This is a genomic window from Bailinhaonella thermotolerans (genome assembly GCF_003594875.1).
Classification (GTDB): Bacteria; Actinomycetota; Actinomycetes; order Streptosporangiales; family Streptosporangiaceae; genus Bailinhaonella; species Bailinhaonella thermotolerans.
Genome location: NZ_QZEY01000010.1, coordinates 199,419 through 224,381, shown reverse-complemented (window position 1 = coordinate 224,381; position 24,963 = coordinate 199,419). Strand labels below are relative to the sequence as shown.

Sequence of the window (24,963 nt, the reverse complement as noted above, 5' to 3'; positions counted from 1 at the left end):
CCCCGCCGCGTGGCGCGGCGGGGGCGGATGATCACGAGCGGGTCGAGATGAGGGGTGGGTCAGGGGGTGGGGAGGGAGCGGGCGAGGACGGCGGTGTCCGGGTAGTCGGTGACGAAGGCGTCCACGCCCTGGGACAGGTGGGAGCGGTACTCCGCCAGGGCGTCGCCGTGGTCCGTGGGCGCCGTGCCGCGGCGGAGACCGGCGGGGAGGTACTGGTTCTCGCTGCGGAACGTGTAGACGCCGATCTTGAGCCCCGCGGCGTGGGCGTCGCGGACGAGGGTGGTGGGCGCGCCCGCCGAGCCGTCGCGGTTGAGCGGGATGACCGAGGACTTGTCGGGGCCGATCCAGTCGGCGTACCGGGAGATCTTCGCCAGGCCCTCGGGCTTCATCATGTCCGCGTAGGTGGTCGGGTCACCGCTCGCGACGTGGTCGTACGGGCGGCCGGTGGTGCCCAGGGCCTGCCAGAGGGGGACGCGGAGGGCGCGGCGGACGCGCTGGAGGCTGGACGGCTCGAAGGACTGGACGACCACGCGGGCGTCGCGCCGGTCGAGCCCGTTGCGCCGGACCGTCTCGATCAGCGGCTCCTCCAGCGGGAGGCCGATGGAGCGGAAGTACGTCGGGTGCTTGGTCTCCGGGAACACCGCGATCTTGCGGTCGTACCGGCGGGACAGGCGCTCGGCCAGGTCCAGCACCTCCTGGAAGGTCATGATCCGGTAGACGCCGTTGTAGACGGTGTTGCGCTGGCGCACCGAGGGCAGCCGCTCCACCGCCCGGAGGGTCTTCAGCTCGGCCAGCGTGAAGTCCTCGGTGAACCACCCGGTCACCGACCGCCCGTCGATGACCTTGGTCGTACGGCGGGAGGCGAACTCCGGCCGGGTGGACACGTCGGTCGTGCCGGAGATGTCGTTCTCGTGCCGGGCGACGAGCACGTGGTCCTTCGTCGGGACCAGGTCCGGCTCGATCCAGTCCGCCCCCATCGCCACGGCCAGCTCGTACCCGCCGGCGGTGTGCTCGGGCCGGTGCCCCGCGGCGCCCCGGTGCCCGATCACGACCACGCCGTCCCGGCCCGGCCCGCGACCCGGCCCGCCCGCCCGGGCGGCCGTCTCCGCACCCTCGCCGTTCGGGGCGGGCTGCGAGGGCGCGGCCTGCGAGGGCGCGGCCAGGCCGAGCGCGCCGGCCAGGGCGAGCGCCATGATCCCCAGCTTCTTCATGTGGTCCCTCCGTGCGGTACGAATCTGCGCCAACCGTACGGACCGCCCAAGAAGGCAACCAGAAACAAAGAGGGAACTTTTGCGGACGAACCAGACACAAAACGGGTTTCCGGCCAGGCCGTGAGGGCGTCCCGGCGCACTCGCCGCCGGGTCAGTGCGCCTCCAGCAGGGTCTTCAGGGCGATGATCGCCAGGCCCAGGATGAGGTTGGCGGCGCCGGAGAGCAGGACGACGCCGATGCCGGCCCGGCTCCGGATCGCGGCGGCGACCGACCAGCTCACCTGGTCGGCGATGGCGACGGCCATCGCGATCCAGGAGGCGGCCGCGTCGGACGCCCCGAGTCCTGAGGCCAGGGCGGCGGCGACGGAGGGCGGGAACGCGGCCTGGGCCAGCGGCCACTCCCGGCGGCCCGCGGCCCACAGCCGTCTCCAGCTCAGCGGCCGGGGCCCGTGGCTGATCACGTGGGCGTACAGGTGGGCGAGCCAGAACACGACACCCGTGCTGATCAGCACGGCGACCAGGTCCCCGGCGGGGAGGGGCCGGTCGTCCACGGCGCTGCCGGCGACCACGGAGGCGGCCAGCAGGGAGCCGTAGACCGCCCCCTCGAACTCCGTCCGCTCCGGTGCCTCACCCGTGCCGAGCCCGCTCATGGCCGCAGTGTCACCGCCGGGCCGCCCTCCCGCCCGCGCGGCGTGCGGGACGATGCGCAGTTTTGGGCTGTTCGTGGGCCCCGCTGTCGCCGCCGCCCCGCCGCGCCTTCCCCGGGGCGTACGGCGGGGCGGCGGCGGGCCGGCGTCAGGGGGTGAGGTACTGGGCCTCGTACTCCCCGGACGGCGGGATGGGCGTGATGACGTCGATGAGGACGCCGTTCGGGTCGGGGACGATGAAGTGACGCTGGCCGAAGGCCTCGTCCCGCAGGGGGAGCTCGGCGGTGAGCGGGCCCTCGGCGACCAGGCGCCGCCACTCCGCGTCCACGTCCTCCACCTCGAAGTTCAGGAGGAGGCCCCGCACGGGCAGCCGGTAGGCGGCCGGGATCGTCGGGTGGGTGTGGTCGAGGAGCGCGAGCTCGTACGCCGGGGGGCCGGGCCGCCGCAGGCTGATGTACCAGTCGGCCTCGAAGGTGGTCTCGAAGCCGAAGTGCTCGGCGTAGAAGTCGTGGGACTCCTTGAGCCGGGCGGTGCAGACGACGGGATAGAAGCTGGTCAGGTTCATGTGCCATGCCTTTCGCGTACCGGAGGTATGTGAAGGTATATTGACGTACCGGTGGTATGTCAACCTGAGGGTGTGGAGATGGCGGGTGTGCGGGCCGAACGGCGTGAGCGGACGCGGGCCGAGCTGGTGGCGGCCGGGCGGCGGCTGTTCGCGGCGAAGGGGTACGCCTCCGTGACCCTGGCCGAGGTCGTCGCCGAGGCGGGGGTCACCAAGGGGGCGCTCTACCACCTGTTCGAGAGCAAGGCCGCGCTGTTCCGGGTCGTGCTGGAGCAGGTGCAGCGCGAGGTGGGGGAGACGGTGGCCCGGACGGCCGACGCCGAGGCGGAGCCGTGGGACCGCCTCCTCGCCGGGTGCCGGGCGTTCCTCGCGGCCGCCAACGCCCCCGGGATACAGCGGATCATGCTGGTGGACGGCCCGGCCGTGCTCGGGTGGAACGAGTGGCGGGCGCTGGACGAGGAGTCCTCGGCGCGGCACCTGGCCGAGGCGCTGGACGAGCTGATCGCCGCCGGCGTCCTCGACCGGCAGCCGGTGGAGCCGCTGGCCCGGCTGCTGTCCGGCGCGATGAACGAGGCGGCGCTGTGGCTGGCCGCCTCGGGCGACCCGGCCGATCTGGAGCGCGCCCAGGCCGCCCTGACCCGCCTGCTGGAGGGCCTGCGGGCGCGCTGACCGGCCCGGAGCGGGGGCGGCGGCCGTACGGCGGGCCTCCGCGAGGGCCGGAGGCGGATCGCGCGGCGGTCCGGGGCCGGGTGCGCGGCGCGGTCAGAGGCCGGTGGCCAGCAGGTCGAAGGCCTCGTCCAGCAGGGTGTCCAGGGGAAGGGCGGGGCCCTCGGGGGACATGGCCTCGTGGACGGCGGAGAGCGCGGCCCCGAACGAGGCGACGACCAGGAGGCGGGCGTGGAGGCGGGAGCGCACGCCGGGGCGGGTGCGGATCTCGTCCATCATGGGCGCGAGCATCTGGTCCTCCGCGCCCTGGCGGCTGCGCGCGGCGAGCTCCGGGTGCCTGCGGTGCAGTTCGCGGACCAGCTCCATGCCCTCGAACATGTCCACGAACCGGCGGGCGAGCCCGCCCATCACGGCCCGCATCACGACCAGCCCGCCCTCCTCGGGGGGACGGGCCGCGACCAGCTCGCGCAGCTCCTCCGGCGACCAGCCCGGCTCGACGGTGAGCGCGTCCTCCTTGACCGGGAAGTAGTTGAAGAAGGTGCGCTGCGAGACGCCGGCGGCCTCGCTGATCGCCTCCACGGTGGCCCCGTCGAGCCCGCGTTCGAGCGCGACCCTGACGGCGGCCATGCGGATGGCGTGCCGCCGCTCGGCCCGCCGGCGCGCGCGCCGGTCCTTCCCCTGGGGCATGTTCGCACCGTAGGCACCGGTCACGGAGAGTGCAAGCTCTGCGGGCTCCGGGATTCCCTCCGGGCCGTGACGGGCGGTGAAGGGGTCTTGTCATGACCCGGTTCCTGTCGTGTGCTGGGAAGCGTGTGCCGGAGGAGGAGCCGAGGGAGGTGCCATGCTCCGCGAGGAGGACGTCTACGCGCACGTGCACGGCATCTGCTTCAAGACGGGCCCGCCCGGGCTGGTCGGCGTCGAGTCCGAGTGGCTGATCCTCGACGCGGAACGGCCCGGTGAGCACGTCCCCATCGCCCGGCTGGCCGCGGCCGTCGAGGCCGCCCGCCCGCTGCCCGCGGGCAGCGCCGTCACCTACGAACCCGGGGGCCAGCTCGAACTGAGCACCCGTCCCCTCCCCGGCCCCGCCGAGGCCCGCCACGCCCTGGCCGCCGACCTGCGGCGCCTCGACCCGCACCTGGCCGCCGCCGGGCTCCGCCGCACCGGGTCCGCGCTGGACGCCCGGGATCCCCTGCGGCAGAGCACCGCGCCCCGCTACGCCGCCATGGAGGCGTACCTCGACGCGTACGGCCCGGCGGGGCGCGCCATGATGTGCTCCACCGCCTCGATCCAGGTCTGCCTGGACATCGGGCGCGACGCGGCCGACGCGCGGCGGCGGTGGCGGCTGGCGAACCGGCTCGGGCCGGTGCTGCTGGCCGCGTTCGCGAACTCGCCGCTCTGGCGCGGGCGGCCGACCGGCTGGCGCTCCACCCGGCAGGCGATCTGGCAGGCCCTGGACCCCACCCGCGTGCGCCCCGCGCCCCTGGGCGAGGCCGAGCCGTGGGCGGCGTGGGCGCGGTACGCGCTGGACGCGCGCGTGATGGCCGTGCCCCGCGACGGCTGGCGCGTGGGCTGCGGGCTGCGGTTCCGCGACTGGGTGCGCTCGGCCGAGCTGTTCCCCGGCGGCCCGTCGGGGCTGGCGAGCGCGCCGACCCGGGACGACCTGGCCTTCCACCTGAGCACGCTGTTCCCGCCGGTGCGGCCGCGCGGCCACCTGGAGCTGCGCATGATCGACGCGCTGCCGGAGCCGTGGTGGCCGGTGCCGGTCGCCGTGGCCGCCGCGCTGATCGACCGCGCCCCGGACGCCTGCGAGGAGGCCGTCGAGCCGCTGCCGCCGGGGCTGTGGTCGCAGGCCGCCCGCGGCGGGCCGGCCGATCCGCGCCTGGCCCGCGCCGCCCGCGCCTGCTTCGCCGCCGCCCGCGACGCCCTCTCCCGCGCCGGGGACCCGCCGGCCCTCGGTCCCGGGCCGCCGCCGGTCCGGGGTTCCGGCACGTCCCCCGTCTGCGGTCCCGGTGCGCCGCCGGTCCGGGATGCCGGGGCGCCGCCGGTCCGGGATGCCGGGGCGCCGCCGGCGCGGGATGCGGGGGCGTCGCCGAGCTGCGGTCCCGGGGCGTACGCCGAGCTGGCGGAGCTGGTGGACCGGTACGCCGAGCGGTACGTGGAGCCGGGGCGGTGCCCGGCGGACGAGGCTCTCGACGATCTCGAAGGGGTGCCGACATGAACGCCGAGGAGCGGGTCAAGGAACGCATCGCCGCCGAGCTGGCCGGGGTGCGCGAGCGCAGCCTCGGGCTGACGCTGCGCGTGCTCGACGGGCCCGAACTGGTCGCCCAGCACTCGCCGCTGATGTCGCCGCTGGTATGGGACCTGGCGCACGTCGGCAACTACGAGGAGCAGTGGCTCGTGCGCGCCGCCGCCGGGCAGGACGCGCTGCGGCCGGAGATCGACGACCTCTACGACGCCTTCGAGCACCCGCGCGCGTCCCGCGTGACCCTGCCGCTGCTGTCCCCGAGCGAGTCCGCCGCCTACATCGCGGACGTGCGCGCCCGCGTCCTGGACTCCCTCGCCCGGGTACGGCTGACGCCCGACCGGCCGCTGCTCGCGGGCGGCTTCGTGTACGGCATGGTGATCCAGCACGAGCACCAGCACGACGAGACGATGCTCGCCACGCACCAGCTCCGGCGGGGCGAGCCGGTGCTGGAACCACTCGCGGGGCCGGAGCCCGCGGCGGAGGGGGCCGCGCCGGGCCCGGCCGAGGTGCTGGTCGCCGGGGGCCCGTTCGTGATGGGCACGAGCGAGGACCCCTGGGCGTACGACAACGAGCGGCCGGCGCACGTGGTGGACCTGCCGCCGTACTGGATCGACGCGGCCCCGGTGAGCAACCGCGACTACCTGGCCTTCATGGAGTCCGGCGGGTACGACCACCCGCGCTGGTGGACGGCCGAGGGGTGGGCCTGGCGGCGGCGGACGGGCAAGCGCGCGCCGGCGTTCTGGTTCCGCGAGGGCCGGGGGTGGCTGCGCCGCCGGTTCGGCCGGGTGGAGCCGGTGCCGCCGGGCGAGCCGGTCCAGCACGTGTGCTGGTACGAGGCCGACGCTTATGCCCGCTGGGCCGGCAAGCGCCTGCCCACCGAGGCCGAGTGGGAGAAGGCCGCCCGCTTCGACCCGGCGTCGCGCCGCTCCCTCCGGTACCCCTGGGGTGACGCCGACCCCACGCCCGACCTCGCCAACCTGGGGCAGCGCCGCCTCGGGCCCGCGCCGTCCGGCTCCCGGCCGCGGGGCGCGTCGCCGTACGGCTGCCGCCAGATGATCGGGGACGTGTGGGAATGGACGTCCACCGACTTCCGGGCGTATCCGGGGTTCCGGGTCTTCCCGTACAAGGAGTACTCGGAGGTCTTCTTCGGGACGGAGTACAAGGTGCTGCGCGGCGGTTCCTGGGCCACGCACCCCACGGTCGCGCGGGGCACCTTCCGGAACTGGGACCTGCCGATCCGGCGGCAGATCTTCTGCGGGTTCCGCTGCGCGAGGGACGCCGTCTAGATGTGCCGCCACCTGGCCTACCTCGGCCCGCCCACGACCCTGCGCGCGCTGCTGTACGGTCCGGCGCACGCGCTGGTCACGCAGTCGTACGCGCCCAGGAGGCAGCGGCACGGGCGGGTGAACGCGGACGGGTTCGGCGTGGGCTGGTACCACCCGGGGCGGGCGGCCCCGGTGCGTTACCGCAGGTCGATGCCGATGTGGGCGGACCTGTCCTTCGCCGACGCCGCCGACGTGATCGTGTCCGGGTGCGTGGTCGCGGCGGTCCGCGACGCCACCCCCGGATTCCCCGTGGACGAGTCGTGCGCGCAGCCGTTCACCTGCGACGGATGGCTGTTCAGCCACCAGGGCGCGGTGGGGGACTTCGCCGGAGCCGAGGAGGTCCTGTGGCGCGACGCCGACCGGGTGCCCGACGCCCGCGCGCCCGTGGACTCCGCGCCGCTGTTCGGCCTGGCCGTACGGCGGTGGCGGCGGGGCGCGGCCCTCGGGGAGGGGCTGGCGGCGGTCGCGGCGCACGCCGCGTCCGTCTCGCCCGGCCGGTACAACCTGCTCGCCGCCGACGGGGTGCGGCTGGCCGCCACGGCCTGCGGCGACGACCTCTACGTACGACGCGGCGGCGACGCCGTGGTGATCGCGTCCGAACCGTTCGACGACGGCCCCGGGTGGTCCGCGGTCCCCGGCGGATCGCTCGTCACCGCGGACCCCGGCGGGGTCGCCGTCCGGCCCATCCGGGAGCTGACATGCCCGCCTTCGACCCCCCAGACCCGGTCGCCGACTACCAGGTGACCCCTGACGACCTCGCCAAGTCCTTCCGCCGCGACGTGTACGACGGGCTGACCGCGACGCCGAAGAGCCTGCCGCCCAAGTGGGGCTACGACGAGCGCGGCAGCGAGCTGTTCGAGGAGATCACCCGGCTGGAGGAGTACTACCTGACCCGCGCCGAACGCGGGATCCTGGCCGCCCGCGCCGCCGAGATCGCGGCGGTGACCGGCGCGGACACGCTGATCGAGCTGGGCGCGGGCTCGGGGGAGAAGACCCGGCTCCTGCTGGACGCCCTGGGCCTGCGGAGGTACGTCCCGGTGGACGTGAGCGGCGACTTCCTGGCCGAGGCCGCCCGCCACCTGCGCGCCGACTACCCCGGCCTGGACGTGCACCCCATCGTCGCCGACTTCGAACAGGGCCTCCAGGCGCTCCCGGCCGGCGGCCGCCGGCTGATCGCCTTCCTCGGCTCCACGGCGGGCAACCTCACCGCCTCCGGCCGCGTGTCCTTCTACACCGAGCTGCGGTCCCTGACGACGCCCGGCGCGGACGCGCTGCTCCTAGGCTTCGATCTGGTCAAGGACGTCCCCCGCATCGAGGCCGCCTACAACGACCGGTACGGCGTGAGCGCGGAGTTCAACCGCAACCTCCTCCACGTGATCAACCGCGAGCTGGGCGCCGACTTCGACCCGGCCCGCTTCGCTCACGTGTCCACCTGGGACCCGGAGGCCGAGTGCGTCCTGCGCGCCCTCCGCTCCACCGGCCCTCAGCGGGTCCGCGTCCGCGACCTCGACCTCACCGTGGACCTGGCCGAGGGCGAGGAGATCCGCACCGAGATCAGCGACAAGTTCCGGCAGGAGGGCGTCCGGGCCGAGCTGGCGGAGGCAGGCTTCACCCTCACCCACTGGTGGCCCGACCCCCCCTCCGACTACGCCCTCTCCCTGGCCACCCCCACCCCCTGACCGCCTCTCGTCTCGCGCCTCCCGCCCGCGGTCGGAGCGATGCCGGGTCCCACCGGCTCCCCCTTGACGGAACGGGATCGAACGGTCACGTTCAGGAACGACGGGAAACCCTAGCAACATCGGAGGTGCTGCCATAAACGGCTTCTACGTGGCGGGCGACCCCGGGCTGTTGCGGGTGTACCGGGTGGCTTGCGCTCAAGCCTGGGAGCGGGCCGTCCCCTTCGCCGACTATGTCCGCGGCCGACGAGGCTAAGGCGGCGCTCGGGCACCGGCTCAAGGAGATCAGGCTCGACGCGCGCCTGACGGGCCGGGAGCTCGCCAGGCATTCACGAGATCTCGGAGGAGGAGGCTCGGGGGCAGGTGGAGTGGCTGGAGGCGCTGGGCGGGGTTCTGCGGGAGCGGTAGGGCGTGGACGCCGTGCCGGCCGCCGTCCCGTGGGCGCTGCGGCTCCGGGGCGCCGAGCCCCGCGTCTACCTGACGTACGAGGGCGGCGACTCGCCGGTGTTCCGCTACGCCGAGGGGGCCACCTGCCCGGCCTGGAACGTCGCGGCGGCCGCCGAGAGGATCGCCCGTCATCTGGCGGCGGCCTCCTGAGCGGGCGGCGGCGCGGGGAGGGGCGCGCCGCCGGGCTCGTGCCGGTCAGGGGTTCATGCGGAAGTCGTACTCACGGGGGAGGGGGTTCTCCCGCCTGGCGCGGGCCGCGATCTCGGGGGTCACCTCGCCGCCGGCCGCGAGGCGGCGCTCGTGGTAGGCGTACCAGAGCTCGTCGAGGGAGTCCTCGCCCTCGCGGAGGTTGTCCACCTCGATGCCCTCGTCCAGGAGGGCGCCGGCCCGCGCGACGTCGCCCGCGGCCACCGCCGCCCGCGCCTCCAGCAGGCGGATGCGGCCGAGGGCCCGCTGCGCCGGGTCCAGGGCGTCCACCAGGGCCAGGGCCTCCTCAGCGCGGCCCTCGGACAGGAGGGCGCGCAGGGTCTCGGACGTGAGCTGCCAGACGCCGGGGAGCAGCGCGTGGGCCTCGGTGAGCAGGTCGGCGCGGGGGCCGTCGCCCGCCAGCCGGGACGCCTCGGCCAGGCAGCGCAGCGCCCACGGCGTGCGGCGGAGCCGCAGCGACTCCTCCCACGCCTCGCGGGCGCCCGCCGCGTCGCCGTCGGCGTACCGGACCAGGCCGAGGTGGTAGCGCGAGTGCCAGTCGGCGGGGTGGTCCTCCAGCCGGGCCCGCCAGCCGGGGCCGGTGACCGGGGCGGCGGGCGGGTCGCAGACCGGGAGGCGGCCGTCCTTGACGAGCTCGGCCCAGGGCCGCTGCTCCTCGGTGACGTCGCCGAAGAGGTCGCCCGAGGGCAGGGCCCCCGCCAGCGCCTCCAGCGCGCCCCAGCCGGAGCCGCGCGCCAGCAGCTCCCCGGCCACGTCCGGCGGGAGGGCGGCGGAGTCCAGCGCGGACGCGGGGACGAGCCGGTCCACGGCCTCCCCCACCGCCGCGCGGGCCTCGTCCCACGTCCCGTGCACGGCCGCCGGGTCGGCCTCCACCAGGCCGTACGCCTCGACCCAGCTCCACTCCGCGCCCCCGGGCATGGGGATGTGCTCAAGCTGGGTGCGGGCGAGGCCGGCCTGGACCTCCAGGTAGCGGCTGCCGGGGCCGCTCAGCCACTCCTGCCAGCGGAGCCCGCCGGGCCCGGTGCCCCAGTGGAACAGCTTGCGTCCCCGCAGCGGGTCGGTGGACACCTGGGCCAGCCCGCGCCCTGCGCCGTCCAGCGCGGCGACCCACCTCCGCCGCCCGGCCGGGATCTCGAAGAAGTAGTCGGCCGCTCCCCGCACCCGGTCCGGGTAGCTGCGGTCCACGCCGTCCAGCTCGGGGAAGTCCACGAGGCGCAGCCGTGAGCCGTAGTCGAAGTGGTAGGCCCGTTCGGCCGGGGCCACCACGCGCACGTCCGCCGCCTCCGGCACGGCGATGTTGGACCACCAGTACACCGGCACCTCGGCGTCCCCGGGGTTCACGATGGCCGGCCGCACGAACAGCACGGGCGATCCCGCCGGGAGCCAGGCGTCGATGCGCACCACCAGCCGCCGCAGCCGCTCGAACTCGAACATCCGCAGCACCGGCGTCCCGTCGGCCAGCGACAGCCGTACGGCGTGCAGGGGGGCGCAGGTCAGCGGCCAGTGACCGGTCGCGCCGAGGTTCCACTCGACGCCCCCGGCCAGCCAGGCGTCGCGCAGCGCCAGGTTCGCGGGCTGCAGCACCGGGTTGCGGTGCAGCAGCTCCCGCCCGGAGGGCCGGTGCGCCAGCGACCACAGCCGCCCGCCGTACCCCGGCAGGAACGTGGCGGTGAGCAGCTCGTTCTCCAGCACCACCGCGGGCAGCTCCCGCTCCTCGCGCGCCCGCGTGTAGCCGTCCTGCATGGTGTACGGCAGGAGCGTGGCCGGCTGGCCGTACGCGATCTGCCGGGTCATCTCCTCGTCGGCCCCGGTGAGGCCGGGCGTGACGTCGGTCCCGTGCAGGATCGGCAGCGGGCTGGCGGCCGGCGCCCCGGCCCCGGGCAGCCGCAGGGTGTCGAGTCGCAGGGTGGTCATGTGGGCACTCCCCGAGTGTCGTCGTGGGCACGCCGGAACGGCGTCAGGGCAGGCGGAAGCGGCCGGGCGGCCCGGCAGGGAACGGGCGGCCTACTTGCCGATCCCGACGGTCATGCCCTGGATGATGCGGCTGCCCATCCAGGCGAACAGCGCGACCATGGGGGCCAGGATGATGCACATGCCGGCGAACATCGTCCCCCAGTCCAGGCCGTTGAACTGCTGCATCTTCACGAAGTTGACCAGCGCCACGGGCAGCGTGACCTTGTCGTCGCTCTGCATGAACGCGATGGCGAACAGGGTCTCGTTCCATGAGCCGATGAAGTGCAGCAGGAACGCGGTGATCAGCCCGCCGCGCGCCACCGGCAGGATCACCCGCACGAACGCGCGCACCCCGCTCGCGCCGTCGATCGCCGCGGCCTCCTCCAGCACCAGCGGCACCCCGGCGAAGAACCCGGTGAGCAGGTAGACGGTGAACGGCAGCGCCAGCCCGATGTAGATCAGGTTCAGGCCGGTGTAGGTGTCCACGAGCCCGACCGAGGCCATCGCGACGAACAGCGGCACCAGCAGCACCTGCCCGGGCACGCCGAGCCCCATCGCGAACAGCATCGTGATCGAGTTCGACGTGCGCGTACGGCGGCGCGCCAGCATGTACGCCGCGGGCGCGGAGATCGCCACGGCGGCGATCGAGGACACCACCGCGAGCAGGACGCTGCTGAGCGCGGCGGCGCCGAACCCGCCCTCGCCCCAGGCGTTCGCGTAGTTGCCCAGCTCGGCGGAGGTGGGCAGGGCGAACGGCCGGGCGAAGATGTCCTTGGTGTCCCGGAGCGAGGTCAGGAAGATCCAGATCAGCAGGGCGATGTCGGCGGCGACGATGAGCCAGACGATGGCCAGGCCGGCGACGCGGAGCGGAGAGCGCTTCTTCGAGATCGTCACGGTCGCCCCTTCAGTACCGGATCGGGTCGCGCCGCATGAGCCGGCGCAGCAGCACGGTGAACAGGCCGACCATGACCAGGCTGACCAGCGCCGCCGCCGAGGCCAGGCCCAGCTTGGGCACCGAGCCGGTCGGGAACACGCTGGCGTAGACGTACACGGCGGTGGTCCAGGTCTGCATCGGCGGCTCGGCGGCGTTGCTCCCGCCGAACAGCAGGATCAGCTCGAACACCTTGACCGAGCTGACGGTCCAGAGCACGGCGCAGACCGTGATCACGTCCCAGGCCAGCGGGATCGTGACGTGGCGGAGCCGCTGCCAGGCGCTCGCGCCCTCCAGTTCCGCCGCCTCGTACAGGTAGGGCGGGATCTGGTCCACGGCGGCCATGATGATCGTCGTGTAGTAGCCGGTGGCGGTCCAGATCAGCGTGGCCATGATCAGCGTGAAGACGTTGTCCGTGCCCAGCCACTTGGGCGGCGTCTCCACGCCGACCCAGCCGAGCACGGCGTTGACCGGCCCGTCGGGGCTGAACAGGAAGCCCGCCACCGCGCCGAAGACCATCGCGTTGACCAGGTTCGGGAAGAAGAGCACCGACCGCGCGAAGAGCTTGGCCCGCATCTCGCGCAGCACCAGCGTGAGCAGGAAACTGCACAGGAACGTGATCACGCCGCCGATGACGAGGATCTTCAGCGTGTTGACGATCGAGGAGGCGAAGTTGGGGTCGTTCCACAGGATCCAGTAGTTCTTGAGCCCCTGCCACTCCATCTCGCCCATGCCGTCCCAGCGGTAGAGGCTGGTCCAGGCGGCGTACGCGATCGGCGCGAGGAAGAGCAGGCCGTACACCAGCAGGGCGGGGGCGACGAACGGCCAGAACAGGCGGGACTGCTGGCGTTCCAGCGGGCCGCTGTCGCGGCGCCGGGAGGCCCCGGAGGAGGCTCGCGCCCTGCGCGGGGCCTTCTCCGGAGCCGGGGTGAGCGTGGCCGTCATCAGCCCGCGGTCTTCCAGTACTGGACGTGGGCTTCCTTGGCCTTGGCGACGAACTCCTGCGCCGAGATCTTGCCGTGCCACATCTCCAGGAAGGCCGGGAACAGCACCTTCTGGTTGTACTCACGGGGCAGGTTGTCCAGGACCGGCCGCACGGGGTTGGACGAGAGCTGCTTCTGCACGTCGGCCAGCTCCGCCGGGGCCGGGATGTCGGCGCGCGGGGTGATGTTCTTCGCCTCGGTGGCGATCTTCTCCAGGTTGTCCTTCTTGATGAAGTAGGAGATGAACCTCTTGGCCGGCTCGGGGTTCTCGGCCTTCTTCGGCACCGAGAAGCCGATCAGGGAGACGTTCACCTCGGTGTTGCCGCCCTTGGTCGGCGGGATCTGGAGCGCGCCCATCTTCCAGTCCGGGCCGACGAGCGTGGAGACCTCGGCGGCGACCCAGCTCCCGTTCGACAGGAACGCGGCCTTGCCCTGCGCCCAGTTGGTCTGCTGCGCGGGGTACTTGCTGGCGTCGTAGCCCTTGATCAGGTAGCCGCCCTTGACGAGCTGCTCCATGCGCTTGGCCGACTCCAGCACGCCCGGGGCGTCCCAGCCGGCGCCGCTCTTGTCCTCGAAGATCTTGGCGAGGGTGCCCGCGCCGTTGTCGCGGACCAGCAGGAGGTCCAGCGTCAGGAAGTTCTCCCACATGAGCTCGCCGTCGGAGGCCAGGCACGGCTTGTCCTTGGCCTTGAGGGCGTCACAGAGCTTGATCAGCTCGTCCCAGGTCTTCGGCTGCTCGGCGAGGTCCTTGTCGGCCGCGTTGTAGAACCAGCCGGTCGAGATCAGCTCGTACGGCACCAGCCACTTGGTGCTGCCGGACGGGTCCTTGGGCAGCGTGTCGACGAGCTTGGTGTCGATCAGCTCCGACACCTTCTTGCCCTCGCCCGGGACCTGGGAGTCGAACACCGAGGACAGGTCGGCCGCCTGCCCGGTGACCACGGTGGTCGAGACGACGTCGGCGGCGTTGTCCCACAGGTCGGGGGCCTTTCCGGCGGCGATCGCGGGGCCGATCTTGACCTTGATGTCGCGGCCCTGCCACTCGACCTTGACCTTGGTGCCCGTCTCGGCCTGGAACCTGTCGATCGCGGCCTTGATCACCTTGGCCTGCGGCTCGTCGGCCCGCCACATCGACCAGTACGTGAACTCTCCCTTCCCCCCGCCCTCGGCGGAGCCGTTCTCGGAGGGGGAGCCCCCGCATGCGGCCAGGGCCAGCGCGGCCATCACGCCGGCCGCCACGATCTTCGGTCCGCGCATATCGCATCACCTTTCGGGAGAGATCTGCCCGGACCATACGGGCGGGCAAAACCGCCGAACAAGCCACCGGATGCAACGATTTGATATCTGGTGCTCTAAACTGCAGATTTTGCACACGAAGTTGCAACTTCGTGCATGGAATGCTGGGAAACGAGCGAGAACGCTGCGTGGCGCGGGCGCGCAACGCGCGAGCCGTACGAGGAGAGACGGCCCGGCGGGGCCTGGAGCGGGACGGGGGCGGGGAGTCTCAGTACTGCTTGACGCTGAAGCGGTACAGGCAGGGCAGGAGGTTCTCGTCGCGGGCGCGCTCCCCGCCGGTGCCGGGCTCGACGTGCTCGCGGTACTCCCACCACAGCTCGTCCAGGGAGTCCTCGCCCTCGCGCAGGTCGTCGATGATCAGGCTGTCGTCCAGGATGCGCTTGGCCCTGGCCAGATCGCCCGCCCGCATCGCCGCGCGGCATTCGAGCATCCGCACGCGCCCGTGCCACCGGTCGTCCCGTCCCAGCCGGTCCACCAGGGCCAGCGCCCGGTCCGGCCGCCCGGCCGCGAGCAGCGCCACGAGCGTCTCGATGGTCAGCGGCCGCAGCCGGGGCGACAGCGCGTGCGCCCGGACGTACAGGTCGGCGGCGCGCCCGGGGTCCTCCTCCAGCACCGCGAGGTTCCGCAGCGCCCAGGCGTTCTCGGCGCAGTCCAGCGACCCTTCCCAGGCCGCCCGCGCGCCCTCGGCGTCGCCGTCGTGGTAGAGGTTCACGCCCAGGTGCAGCAGCGTGAACCAGGTCGGCCCGTGCGTGGCCACGCACTTCTCCAGCAGCGCCCGCCAGGTCGGCCCGACCGTGTAGGACGAGGGCGGCAGCGACGGGGCGGGCGTGGGCATGGTGCCCTTGCGCACCAGCGCCAGCCACGACTGCTGATCCCGCCCGATCGAGGCGTCGGTGAACGGCGTCGCCGGCAGCGTCAGCGCCCTGCCGCGGCCCAGCGCCTTCCGCTCCAGCGCCCCCCACCCGGTGCCGACGTGCAGCGTCTCCTCCGGCGGCGCGCCCGCGAGCCGTACGGCGGCCGCGTGCTCGGCCTCCAGGCGCTCGCGCGGGATCAGGTCCTCGATCGCGGCCGCGGCCGACGGCACGGCGTCCGCCCACGGCTCGTGCGCGCGGGGGACGGTGACCAGGCCGTACGCCTCGGTCCAGGAGCGGGAGGAGCGGGGCGCCAGCCGTACGTGCTCAAGCTGGGTGCGGGTCAGGCCGGCCTGGATCTCCAGGTAGGGGCGGCCGGGGCCGGAGAGCCAGTCCTGCCAGTTGCGGCCGGCGTCGCCCTCGCCCCAGCGGAACGTCTTGCGCCCGCGCAGCGCCGCCGTGGAGACCTGGGCCAGGCCCGCGCCGGACTCGTCCACCGCGGCGATCCAGTGGCGCTCGCCCTCCGGGATCTCGTAGAAGAAGTCCGCCGCGCGCTCGTGCCGCGCCGGGTACGACTGGTCGCCGTCGCGCCAGTACGGCACGGGCACCCGGCGCAGCCGCCCGTCGTAGGAGAAGTGGTACGCCTGGGAGGCCGGGGCGAGCACGCGGCTGCCGGGGGTCTGCGGCACGGCGGCGTTCGACCACCAGTACAGCGGCGCGGCCTCGGTGAACGGGTTCAGCACCTTGACGTGCACGAGCAGCACCGGCGAGCCGAGCGGCAGGCACGCGTCGATCTGGTAGACCAGCCGCCGCATCCGCTCCCACTCGTACATCCGCAGCACCGGCACCCCGTCCGGCCTGGTCAGCCGTACGGCGTGCACGGGCGAGCAGGCCAGCGCGGTGTGCCCGAACGTGCCGAGGTTCCACTCGACCCCGCCGGGGAACCAGGCGTTGCGCAGCCCCAGGTTGGCGAGCTGGAGGAACGGCGGCACGTGCAGCAGCTCGCGCCCCGTCGGCACGTGGACGAGCGAGCGCAGCCGCCCGCCCCACTCCAGCAGGAACTCCGCCCGCAGGATCCCGTTGTCCAGCACCGCCGTCTTCAGCTCGCGCTCCTCGCGCTCCCGGCCGTACCCGTCCTGGAAGGTGTACGGCAGCAGCGAGCGGGCGTGGCCGTACGCGAGGTTCTCGGCCATCTCGGCGTCGGCGGCGGAGATCTCCAGGCCGCCCCGGGGGTCGGGAAGCGTGCGCAGCGGCGGCAGCGGGTTCTCCGGGCCGAGCGGTGCGACGGGGATCACGATCGACGACAGGCGCAGCATTTCGCACATCTTCGCAGGTTTTTGCACAAGGTGAGCAGAACCTGCATGATAGGCGCCGTGAACCGCTACGAGCGCTGGACCGTCCTGCTGGAGATGATCGCCGAGACGGGGCAGCTCGACGTGGAGGAGACGGCGGAGAAGCTGAACGTCTCGACCGCCACGATCCGGCGGGACTTCGACGCCCTGGCCGCGCAGCAGCTCCTCACCCGGACCCGGGGCGGGGCGGCGGCGCACAGCGTGTCGTACGACCTGCCGCTGCGGTACAAGGTGGCCCAGCACGCCCCGGAGAAGCAGCGCATCGGCGCGGCGGCGGCGGCCCTGCTCACGCCCGGCTCGACCGTGGGCCTCAACGGCGGCACCACGACGACCGAGGTCGCCCGCGCGCTCGCGGCCCGAGCCGACCTGAGCGCCGAGCACCGCGGCCCGGCGCTGACCGTGGTCACCAACGCGCTCAACATCGCGCACGAACTCGTCGTGCGGCCGCACCTGCACGTGGTCACCACCGGCGGGTCGGCCCGCGCCCAGTCGTACGAACTGGTCGGGCCGGTCGCGGTCGCGATGCTGGAGCAGGTCGCACTGGACACCGCCGTGCTCGGCGTGGACGCGCTCGACCTCGTGCACGGCGCGAGCGCGCACAGCGAGGGCGAGGCCGCGATCAACCGGCTCATCGCGGAGAAGGCGGCCCAGGTGGTCGTGGTCGCCGACGGCTCCAAGCTGGGCAAGCGCGCCTTCGCCCGCATCTGCCCGCTCAACCGGATCGACGTGCTGGTCACCGACTCGACCGCCGCCCCCGACCTGCTGACCCGCTTCTCCGAGGCCGGCGTCCGCGTCGTCAAGGTCTGACCCTTGTCCCGGCCGGGCGGCGAGTATCCCGGCGAACCTCGGCGCGCGGTCGCGGGGGACGTTCGCGGAAGGGGGTCGTGGGGGACGCTCCCGGAATTCGCGCGGCTCGATCCTTTCCGCGCGATTCTCCACGCCCCTGTTCCGTCATCATGATGAGGCCGGGGAGAATCGTCGATAATCGCCGGGGCCACTTCTTCGATACCCGTCGTCAAATCGCGCGAACGGGTTCGCCCGGCATCGGAGAAATGTCGGAGAGCGGCGCTCCCATCCCCTGAAGCCGCCTCTCGGAGTGAGGTTAAAGAACTGGCAAAGCCAGGGTAAATCGCCTGGTCAGGGGCTGGCGGCGACGGTTACGTTTTACTCGATCCCAGGTAACGCCTCAGGCCGGCTCCGGGGGGATCGGGCCGGTCGGCACGTCGCGGGCGAGGTCGTTCGCCTGGATCAGGGGTGGGCCTCCGGGCCCTGTGTGAATCATCGCGGCGCATCGTCCGCCGATCGCTCGAATCGGCTCCTCGGAGCATCCGGTTCGCGTCAGGTGAATATCACCCGCGAGCCACGTGTGATCTTTTCCGGTCCGTTCTCCCGGCTGTCCTCCGCGCGTCCTCGATCCCGATCCGGCGCGGTGTTTCCTCTGCGAGGTGTGATGACGCACCAGATCTGTGTCCGGCACAACTTCGAGACCGCTCACCGGCTGCCCCATCTCGCGGGCAAGTGCGTGAACCTGCACGGCCACTCGTGGTGGGTGACGGTGGAGGTCAGCGCGCCCGCGCTGGGCGAGGCCGCCACCGTCGTCGAGTTCGGCCCCTTCAAGAAGGATCTGCGCGCCTTCGTGGACGAACACCTCGACCACGGCGCCATGCTCGGCGCGCGGGACCCCCTCGCGGCGGTCCTGCGCGAGCTGGGCAGCAAGACGTTCAGGTTCGGCGCCGCCTCGCCGGAGGGCGCGGAACGGTACGCCGCCGGCCTGCCGTACCCGACGGTCGAGGCCGTCGCGGTCCTGCTCGGCCGGGTGGCCCAGGACATCCTGGACCGGCAGGAGCACGCGCCGGGCGCCGTCGTGACCCGGGTGCGGGTGGACGAGACCCACGTCAACGCGGCCGAGCACCGGCCCCGCGTCCCCGCCCCGGACTCCGCGCCCGAACCCGCCCCGGCTTCCCGCGACCGCGATCCCGGCCATGATCCAGGCCGCGATCCAGGTCGTGATCCAGGTCGTGATCCAGGTCGTGATCCAGGTCGTGATCCAGGTCGTGATCCGGGACGTGATCGGGGGCGTGATCCGGGACGCGAAGCCGGTCGGGACCGCGATCCCACCGATGACCCCGCCCGGGACCCCGCCCGCGAACCCGTCCCCGGCCTCGCCCCCGATCCCGCCCGCGAACTCGCCCCGGCGGACTGAGCGGATGCCGTACGGCGCCGCCAGGCGCGCGGGCGGCGGGCACCCGGCGCCGTCCGGCCCGAAAGTCCGAATCGGAGGATCCCATGCTCCCTGCCATGCACCGCCACGAACGCGAGAGATTCCTCGCCGACGTCCGCGTGGGCGTACTCGGCGTCGAGGACGGCCGCGGGGACGCCGCGCCGCTGCTGGTCCCCGTCTGGTACCGGTACACCCCGGACGGGACGCTGGTCGTGCAGACGCCCAGGGACGCGGTGAAGACCCGGCTCCTGCGGCAGGCGGGCCGCTTCAGCCTGTGCGTGCAGGACGAGCGGCCGCCGTACCGCTACGTGAGCGTCGAGGGGCCCATCGTGGACCTGAGCGACCCGGCGGACCCGGTGGAGCGCGAGGCGCTGGCCCTGCGCTACCTGCCGCCCGACGAGGCAGTCCGGTACCTGGACGCCACCGGAGACCAGCTCACCTCCGACATCACCGTCTGGATGCGGCCCCAGCGCTGGCGCAGCGCCGACTTCTCCGAATTCGCCAAGCGCTTCGCCGGCCCCGGCGGGTCCCCGGCCGCCGCGCCGGAGCCCGCGCCCCCCGCCCCCGGCCCGGCCGACCCGCCCGGTACGGCGGGCACCGGGGGCGCGTCCGATACGGCGGGCGCCGCGAGCGGGGACGACGGCCAGGCGCGGCGGGAGACCGCGCCCGGGGCGGACGCCGGCCGGGAGGACGGCGAGGACGAGGACTCCGGTCCGGGAGTGGGCCCCCGGACCGGGCTGGACCTGCCCCGGCCCCGGGCGCGGCGGCGCGGCGGCGGGCAGACGTGGACGGACGGGGACCTCGGCGAGGACCGGCCCGCCGGGGAGACGGCGGCCGAGCCCGACGAGAGGGCGGGCGAGCTGCCCGGGCACAAGCCGGCCGCCCGGCCGGGCGCCCACCCCGGGGCCGGGCCGGTGAACGAGCCGGTGGTGATCCCGGTCGCGGAGCGCGGCGGGGGAGTCTCCGGCGTCTCGGGGACGTCCGAGTGGAAGGACGTGGTCACATGACGCTCACGCCCGCCAGGCCCGGGCGGTACGCGGCGGTCTTCGCCGGTCCCGTCACCGACTACCCGCGAGAGGCGGCGCTGCACGAGCTGTTCGCCGCCGTCGCCGCCCGCAGGCCGTACGCCCCGGCGATCAGGGCGGGGCGGCGCGAGCTGAGCTACGGGGAGCTCGACGCCCGGTCGCGGGCGCTGGCCGCCCGGCTGCGCGAGGCGGGGGTGCGCCCGGGGGACGCGGTGGGGGTGTGCGGGGGGCGCTCGCCGGAGGCGATCGTGGCCGTCCTCGGCGTGCTCCGGGCCGGCGCGGCGTACGTGCCGCTGGACGAGCACAGCCCGCCGGCGCGGCTGAATGCGATGGCCGAGGACTCGGGGGTGCGGGCGGCCGTGGTGCTGCCGGGGGCGCGCTGCCGCGTCCGCCGCCTGGGCGTCCGCGTGGCCCTCACGGACGGGCCGGATCCGGGCCCCGGGTTCGAGTCGCCGGCCGTCGGGGCGGGCGCGTGCGCGTACGTCACGTTCACCTCGGGGTCCACGGGCCGCCCCAAGCCGGTCGCCGTGCCGCACCGGGGGGTGGTGCGGCTGGCGTTGTCGGACCCGGACCTGCCGCGCCCCGGGGCCGCCGACCGGGTGCTGCACGGGTACGCGCCGTCGTCGGGCGCCTCGACGATCGAGATCTGGTCGGGGCTGCTCGGCGGGTCGTGCCTGGTGATCGCCGAACGCGAGGAACTGCTGTCCCCGGTCGCGCTGGAGCGGCGGCTCCGCGAGGACGAGGTGACGATCGCCTACCTCACCACCAGCGTGTTCCACCACGTCGCGCGGACCCGGCCGCACGCCTTCGCGGGCCTGCGGTTCGTCTCGGCGGGAGGCGAGGCGATGGACCCCGCGCTGGCGCGGGAGGTCGTGCGGGCCTGCCCCTCCACCGAGGTCGCCAACCTCTACGGCCCGGCCGAGAACACCGTCGTCTCCACCGTGCACTTCGTGCGCGGCCTGCCCGAGGACGCCCGCACGGTGCCGATCGGCCGCCCGCTGGCCAACTCCACCTGCCGGGTGCTGCTGCCCGACGGCTCCCCCGCCGGGCGCGGCGAGGAGGGCGAGCTGTACGTCGGCGGCGACGGGCTCGCCCTGGGGTACCCCGGCGACCCCCGGCTGACCGCCGAGCGGTTCGTGACCTTCGACGACGGCGAGCGGCTGTACCGGACGGGAGACCGGGTCACGGTCAACCCGGACGGCGTCCTGGAACACCTCGGCCGGCTCGACCGCCGGCTCAAGCTGCGCGGCCGGCGGGTCGAGCCCGACGAGGTCGAGGCGCGGTTGCGCGACCACCCGAGCGTGGGCGAGGCGGTGGTCGGGGTGGAGGACGACGGGCTGGTCGCCTACCTCACCCCGGCCGTCCCCGGCCGCCCGGCCGATCCCTCCGCGCTGCGCCGGTTCTGCGCGAAGTGGCTCCCGGCGCCCGCCGTACCGCGGGCGATCCACCAGCTCGCCGCCTTCCCCCTGACGCCCGCGGGCAAGGTGGACAGGGCCGGGCTCGCCGCCCTGGTCCGCGAGCGCACCACCGCGGCGCCGCCCGGCGCCGATCCCGGGGACGAGGCGGGGCTGCGCGCCGTGGTGGCCTCGGCCTGGGAGGCCGCGCTCGGCGTACGGCCCGAGGCCGGGGACGACTTCTTCCTCATCGGCGGCGACTCCCTGCTCGCCGCCGAGGTGGTCAACCGGACGCGGGCCGTGCTCGGCCTGGACGCCGCGCACGGCAGCCGGCTGATCCGCGCGCTGCTCGACGCCCCGACGGTGGAGGGCTTCGCCGGCGCGGTCGCCGACGCCCTCGCGGGGACCCCGGGGCCGGGGACGGCCGTGGACTTCGAGGCCGAGGCGCGGCTGGGGTTCACGCTCCCGCACGCCACGGGCCCGGCCCCGCGTCCCGGCGATCCGGCCGACGTGCTGCTCACGGGCGCGACGGGCTTCGTGGGGGCGTTCCTGCTGGACCGGCTGCTCGGCCGTACCTCCGCCCGGGTGCACTGCCCGGTGCGCGCCCGCGACACCGTTCACGCGCGCCGCCGGGTGCTCGCCACGCTCGACCGGTACGGCCTGAGCGTCGCCGGCCGGGAGGACCGGGTGATCTGCTTCCCCGGCGACCTGACGGACCCGGAGCTGGGCCTGGGCCCCTCGCACCTGCACGAGCTGGGGCGGACGCTCGACCTGATCGTGCACTGCGGGGCCCGGGTCAACCTCGTCTACCCGTATCCCGCGCTGCGCGACGCCAACGTCGAGGGCACGCGGGCGATCGTCCGGCTGGCCGCGCGCCGCCGGGTGCCGGTGCACTTCCTGTCGACGGTGGCCGTGCTCGCCGGCTTCGGCGCGGCCGGGACGCGCCACGTGAACGAGGACGTCCCGCTCGCCCACGCCGACCGCCTCACGATGGGATACGCCGAGAGCAAATGGGTGGCCGAACGCGTGCTGCGGGAGGCCGCGCGCCAGGGGCTCCCGGTGGCGGTCTACCGCCCCTACGAGGTGACGGGCGACCGGCGCACCGGCGTGTGCAACACCGAGACCGCGATCTGCTCGCTGTTCAAGATGATCGCCGAGACGGGCTTCGCGCCGGACATCGCGCTGCCCATGGACTTCGTCCCGGTCGACCACGTCGCCGACGCCATCGTCCGCATCGCCACCGGCCGCACCACGGCCTCCGAGACGTACCACCTGACCAACCCCCGCCCCGCGACGCTCGCCGACGTCGTCGAACGGATGCGCGCCACCGGGTTCGAGATCGAGACGCTGCCCTACGCGCGGTGGGTGGGCGAGCTGATCCGGCACGTGACCGCGGACCCGGCGAGTCCCGCCGCGCCCTTCGTGTCCCTGTACGTGGACCGGGGCGGGGGGACGGACGGCTCGGTCGAGGAGACGTACGCCGAGGGCATGTTCCCCCGCCTGGGGCGGCGCAACACCGAGGCGGCACTGGCTGGCAGCGGTCTGACCTGCCCGCCCGTGGACACCACGCTGATCGACCACTACCTGGAGCACCTCTTCGCCTCCGGCTTCATCCGCCGTCCCCGCGCCGGGAGGGGGATGTCATGACCCGCGACGCCGTCTCCTGGATCGCGCACACCACCCGGGGAGGCCGCCCCCGCCCGTGACGACAGCGGCCCCGGCCCGCCGTACGGCAGAGCCCGCGAATCCATCCCGAAAAAATTAACCACGTGGTAGGTTTTGTCGCGATCGCGTGGGTGGCGCTTGGGCCGAGGTGGAGGGCTTGTGTTTCCGGACGGGTTTCTGTGGGGGGCGGCGGGCAGCGCCCACCAGACCGAGGGCAACAACGTCGGCAGCGACCTGTGGGCGCTGGAGAACCGGCCCGGGTCCCCGCTGGCCGAGCGCAGCGGGGACGCCTGCGACGCCTACCACCGCTGGCCCGAGGACCTGGACATCGTGCGCGACCTGGGGCTCAACGCCTATCGGTTCAGCGTCGAGTGGGCGCGGGTCGAGCCCGTCGAGGGGCGGTTCTCGCTGGCCGCGCTGGCGCACTACCGCCGGGTGATCGAGGGCTGCCTCGACCGGGGGCTCACCCCCGTGGTGACGCTGCACCACTTCACCTGCCCGCTGTGGTTCCAGCTCGCCGGGGGATGGCGGGACGCGGGGGCGGTGGAGCGCTTCCGCCGTTACGTCCGCGCGGTGCTGCCGATCCTGGACGGCGTCGAGTGGGTGTGCACGATCAACGAGCCCAACATGCTCGCCATGGTCGCGGGCCTGCTCGGCGGCTCCGACGAGGCCGAGCCGCGCGAGCACGGGCAGGTGGCGGGGACGCTCCCGCCGCCGGACCCGGAGCTGTCGGACGTGCTCACCCTCGCCCACCACGCCGCCCGCGAGGAGCTGGCGGCGGTGCCGGGGCTGCGGTCCGGGTGGACGATCGCCAACCAGGACTTCCAGCCCGCCGAGGGGGCCGGTGACGACGTGGTAGACGCCTGGGCGTGGCCGCGCGAGGATCGCTTCCTCGACGCCGCCGCCGGGGACGACTTCATCGGCGTCCAGTCGTACACCCGCGTGCTCGTCGGCCCCGAAGGCGCGCTGCCGATCCCCGACGGCGCCCGCCGCACGCACAACGGGTGGGAGTTCCACCCCGCCTCGCTCGCCGGGGCCGTCCGCCGCACGGCCGCCCGCCTGCCCGGCGTCCCCATCATGGTCACCGAGAACGGCATCGCCACCCGGGACGACGACGAGCGCGTCGAGTACACCCGGGAGGCCCTGACCGGCCTGCGCGCCGCGATGGACGAGGGCGCCGACGTCCGCGGCTACCTCCACTGGTCCCTGCTCGACAACTACGAATGGGGCTCCTGGGACGCCCCCTTCGGCCTCGTCGAGGTGGACCGCACGACCTTCGCCCGCACCGTCAAGCCCAGCGCCCGCTGGCTCGGGAAGGTCGCCCGCGCCGGAGCCCTGCTCTAGGCCGTACGGCGGGCCGCCCCCGCGCCGAGACGCCGCGCTGAGAACGCCGCGCTGAGAACGCCGCGCTGAGACCCACGCTGAGACGCCCGCGGTCCCGTGCTCCCCGCGCCGCCCGCCCCCGGGGCCGCGCGGGGAACACGCGAGGTCGCGGGGGTTTCGGGATCGGGGGAAACTGGGGTGGGGGCTGTCCGTTTGGGCCGGTGACGGGGGGTAGGGGACCCGTCGGAGGTGTCTGTTCGATGAGCCGACGAGACGATCCCGCACGCTACAAGGACATTCCGGGGAACCAGACCGCGAACACCCCCGGGGTGAACGAGAGCGACATCGCCAAGCTCAAGATGGACCAGCTCCGGGAACGCGCCAAGGAGCTCGGGGTCCCCGGCGGGTCGCGGATGCGCAAGCAGCAGCTCGTGGACGCCGTGTCCGACGCGTCCGCCGGCCGGGGGCCCGCCGGCCGGGGCGTGGCCGCGCCCGAGGCGCCCGCGAAGAAGTCCGGCAAGGGCAAGGGCGCGGAGAAGGGCGGCGGCGTGCGCCGGGGGCCGGAGAGCTCGCGGAGTCTCCAGTACTCCCAGGAGATCCGCTCGCCGGGGCAGGAGCCGGACCGGCCCGGCCGCAGCCTGGTCACCACCAGCCACGAGGTCATCAAGCAGTGGGCGGAGGAGCGCGGCGCGACCCCCGCCACGGTCGAGGGCACCTCGCACGACGACCACCTGGGCGTGCTGCGGTTCGACTTCCCCGGGTACGGCGGAGGCGGCCGGCTGCGCCACGTGAGCTGGGACGAGTGGTTCCACACGTTCGACGAGCGCGGGCTGAACTTCATCTACCAGGAGACGAAGACCGACGGCACGCAGAGCAACTTCTTCCGCCTGGAGCATCCCCGCCGCGAGGACGCCTGACCCGCGCCCGCGTCGCCCGTCCGGGGTTTCGCCCGCGTCGCCCGTCCGGGGTTCCGCCCGCGTGGCCGTA

At 74.2% G+C, this 24,963-nt stretch carries 21 protein-coding genes; 12 read left to right on the top strand and 9 right to left on the bottom strand.

What is annotated here, in order from left to right; genetic code table 11:
• Nucleotides 1-59: 59 nt before the first annotated feature.
• From D5H75_RS24600 to D5H75_RS24590, 3 genes are all read right to left on the bottom strand, one after another.
• Entirely contained in the window at nt 60-1,211 is a 1,152-nt protein-coding gene (locus tag D5H75_RS24600; protein ID WP_242454488.1) for a glycerophosphodiester phosphodiesterase, read from the bottom strand.
• A gap of 151 nt (nt 1,212-1,362) precedes the next feature.
• Entirely contained in the window at nt 1,363-1,860 is a 498-nt protein-coding gene (locus D5H75_RS24595; RefSeq protein WP_119928881.1) for a hypothetical protein, read from the bottom strand.
• Nucleotides 1,861-2,005: 145 nt separating this feature from the next.
• Nucleotides 2,006-2,422, bottom strand: coding sequence for a VOC family protein (locus D5H75_RS24590; RefSeq protein ID WP_119928880.1), 417 nt, complete (start codon nt 2,420-2,422; stop codon nt 2,006-2,008).
• A 78-nt stretch (nt 2,423-2,500) separates the two neighbouring features.
• Between D5H75_RS24590 and D5H75_RS24585 the strand changes: the two genes are divergently transcribed.
• Nucleotides 2,501-3,088: a TetR/AcrR family transcriptional regulator gene (locus D5H75_RS24585; RefSeq protein ID WP_119928953.1), complete on the top strand. Its 588-nt coding sequence runs from the start codon at nt 2,501-2,503 to the stop codon at nt 3,086-3,088.
• 93 nt (nt 3,089-3,181) lie between these two features.
• On the opposite strand, the gene D5H75_RS24580 is transcribed toward D5H75_RS24585, so the two are convergent.
• Nucleotides 3,182-3,772 (bottom strand): TetR family transcriptional regulator, encoded by a 591-nt coding sequence (locus D5H75_RS24580; protein ID WP_119928879.1) that lies wholly within the window; start codon nt 3,770-3,772, stop codon nt 3,182-3,184.
• A 154-nt stretch (nt 3,773-3,926) separates the two neighbouring features.
• Here D5H75_RS24580 and D5H75_RS24575 point away from each other — a divergent pair, with 154 nt between their 5' ends.
• From D5H75_RS24575 to D5H75_RS24555, 5 genes are all read left to right on the top strand, one after another.
• On the top strand, nt 3,927-5,303 hold the full coding sequence (locus D5H75_RS24575) for a glutamate-cysteine ligase family protein (protein ID WP_202638465.1): 1,377 nt from the start codon (nt 3,927-3,929) through the stop codon (nt 5,301-5,303).
• Nucleotides 5,300-6,616, top strand: coding sequence for an ergothioneine biosynthesis protein EgtB (gene egtB / locus D5H75_RS24570; RefSeq protein ID WP_119928878.1), 1,317 nt, complete (start codon nt 5,300-5,302; stop codon nt 6,614-6,616). Before D5H75_RS24575 ends, egtB begins: the two co-directional genes overlap by 4 nt.
• A complete protein-coding gene (gene egtC, locus D5H75_RS24565) occupies nt 6,617-7,399 on the top strand; it encodes an ergothioneine biosynthesis protein EgtC (RefSeq protein WP_119928877.1) in 783 nt (260 codons plus the stop codon). It abuts the gene before it with no gap.
• A complete protein-coding gene (gene egtD / locus D5H75_RS24560; RefSeq protein ID WP_119928876.1) occupies nt 7,354-8,334 on the top strand; it encodes an L-histidine N(alpha)-methyltransferase in 981 nt (326 codons plus the stop codon). Before egtC ends, egtD begins: the two co-directional genes overlap by 46 nt.
• A gap of 408 nt (nt 8,335-8,742) precedes the next feature.
• A complete protein-coding gene (locus tag D5H75_RS24555; protein WP_119928875.1) occupies nt 8,743-8,928 on the top strand; it encodes a hypothetical protein in 186 nt (61 codons plus the stop codon).
• 45 nt (nt 8,929-8,973) lie between these two features.
• Here D5H75_RS24555 and D5H75_RS24550 read toward each other — a convergent pair whose 3' ends face one another.
• The 5 genes from D5H75_RS24550 to D5H75_RS24530 all read right to left on the bottom strand — a co-directional run bounded on the left by D5H75_RS24550 (nt 8,974) and on the right by D5H75_RS24530 (nt 16,312).
• Nucleotides 8,974-10,899 (bottom strand): DUF5107 domain-containing protein, encoded by a 1,926-nt coding sequence (locus D5H75_RS24550; RefSeq protein WP_119928874.1) that lies wholly within the window; start codon nt 10,897-10,899, stop codon nt 8,974-8,976.
• A gap of 90 nt (nt 10,900-10,989) precedes the next feature.
• On the bottom strand, nt 10,990-11,832 hold the full coding sequence (locus D5H75_RS24545) for a carbohydrate ABC transporter permease (protein ID WP_119928873.1): 843 nt from the start codon (nt 11,830-11,832) through the stop codon (nt 10,990-10,992).
• A 10-nt stretch (nt 11,833-11,842) separates the two neighbouring features.
• A complete protein-coding gene (locus D5H75_RS24540) occupies nt 11,843-12,814 on the bottom strand; it encodes a carbohydrate ABC transporter permease (protein WP_202638464.1) in 972 nt (323 codons plus the stop codon).
• Nucleotides 12,814-14,106, bottom strand: coding sequence for an ABC transporter substrate-binding protein (locus tag D5H75_RS24535; RefSeq protein WP_119928872.1), 1,293 nt, complete (start codon nt 14,104-14,106; stop codon nt 12,814-12,816). The genes D5H75_RS24540 and D5H75_RS24535 overlap by 1 nt, the downstream gene beginning before the upstream one ends.
• A 247-nt stretch (nt 14,107-14,353) precedes the next feature.
• Nucleotides 14,354-16,312 carry a DUF5107 domain-containing protein gene (locus D5H75_RS24530; RefSeq protein WP_119928871.1) on the bottom strand — a complete coding sequence of 653 codons (1,959 nt, stop codon included), beginning with the start codon at nt 16,310-16,312 and terminating at the stop codon, nt 14,354-14,356.
• Between the two features lie 57 nt (nt 16,313-16,369).
• On the opposite strand from D5H75_RS24530, the gene D5H75_RS24525 reads away from it, so the two are divergent.
• The 6 genes from D5H75_RS24525 to D5H75_RS24500 all read left to right on the top strand — a co-directional run bounded on the left by D5H75_RS24525 (nt 16,370) and on the right by D5H75_RS24500 (nt 24,893).
• Nucleotides 16,370-17,155 (top strand): DeoR/GlpR family DNA-binding transcription regulator, encoded by a 786-nt coding sequence (locus D5H75_RS24525; RefSeq protein WP_119928870.1) that lies wholly within the window; start codon nt 16,370-16,372, stop codon nt 17,153-17,155.
• Nucleotides 17,156-17,798: 643 nt separating this feature from the next.
• Nucleotides 17,799-18,551, top strand: a complete 753-nt coding sequence (locus tag D5H75_RS41890) for a 6-pyruvoyl trahydropterin synthase family protein (protein ID WP_202638463.1) — start codon at nt 17,799-17,801, stop codon at nt 18,549-18,551.
• A gap of 95 nt (nt 18,552-18,646) precedes the next feature.
• Nucleotides 18,647-19,576, top strand: a complete 930-nt coding sequence (locus D5H75_RS24515) for a pyridoxamine 5'-phosphate oxidase family protein (protein WP_202638462.1) — start codon at nt 18,647-18,649, stop codon at nt 19,574-19,576.
• Complete coding sequence (locus D5H75_RS24510; RefSeq protein WP_119928868.1) at nt 19,573-22,635, top strand: amino acid adenylation domain-containing protein; 3,063 nt, start codon at nt 19,573-19,575, stop codon at nt 22,633-22,635. The genes D5H75_RS24515 and D5H75_RS24510 overlap by 4 nt, the downstream gene beginning before the upstream one ends.
• 177 nt (nt 22,636-22,812) lie before the next feature.
• Entirely contained in the window at nt 22,813-23,997 is a 1,185-nt protein-coding gene (locus tag D5H75_RS24505) for a glycoside hydrolase family 1 protein (protein ID WP_119928867.1), read from the top strand.
• 239 nt (nt 23,998-24,236) lie between these two features.
• A complete protein-coding gene (locus D5H75_RS24500; protein WP_119928866.1) occupies nt 24,237-24,893 on the top strand; it encodes a Rho termination factor N-terminal domain-containing protein in 657 nt (218 codons plus the stop codon).
• The last annotated feature ends 70 nt before the right edge of the window (nt 24,894-24,963 follow it).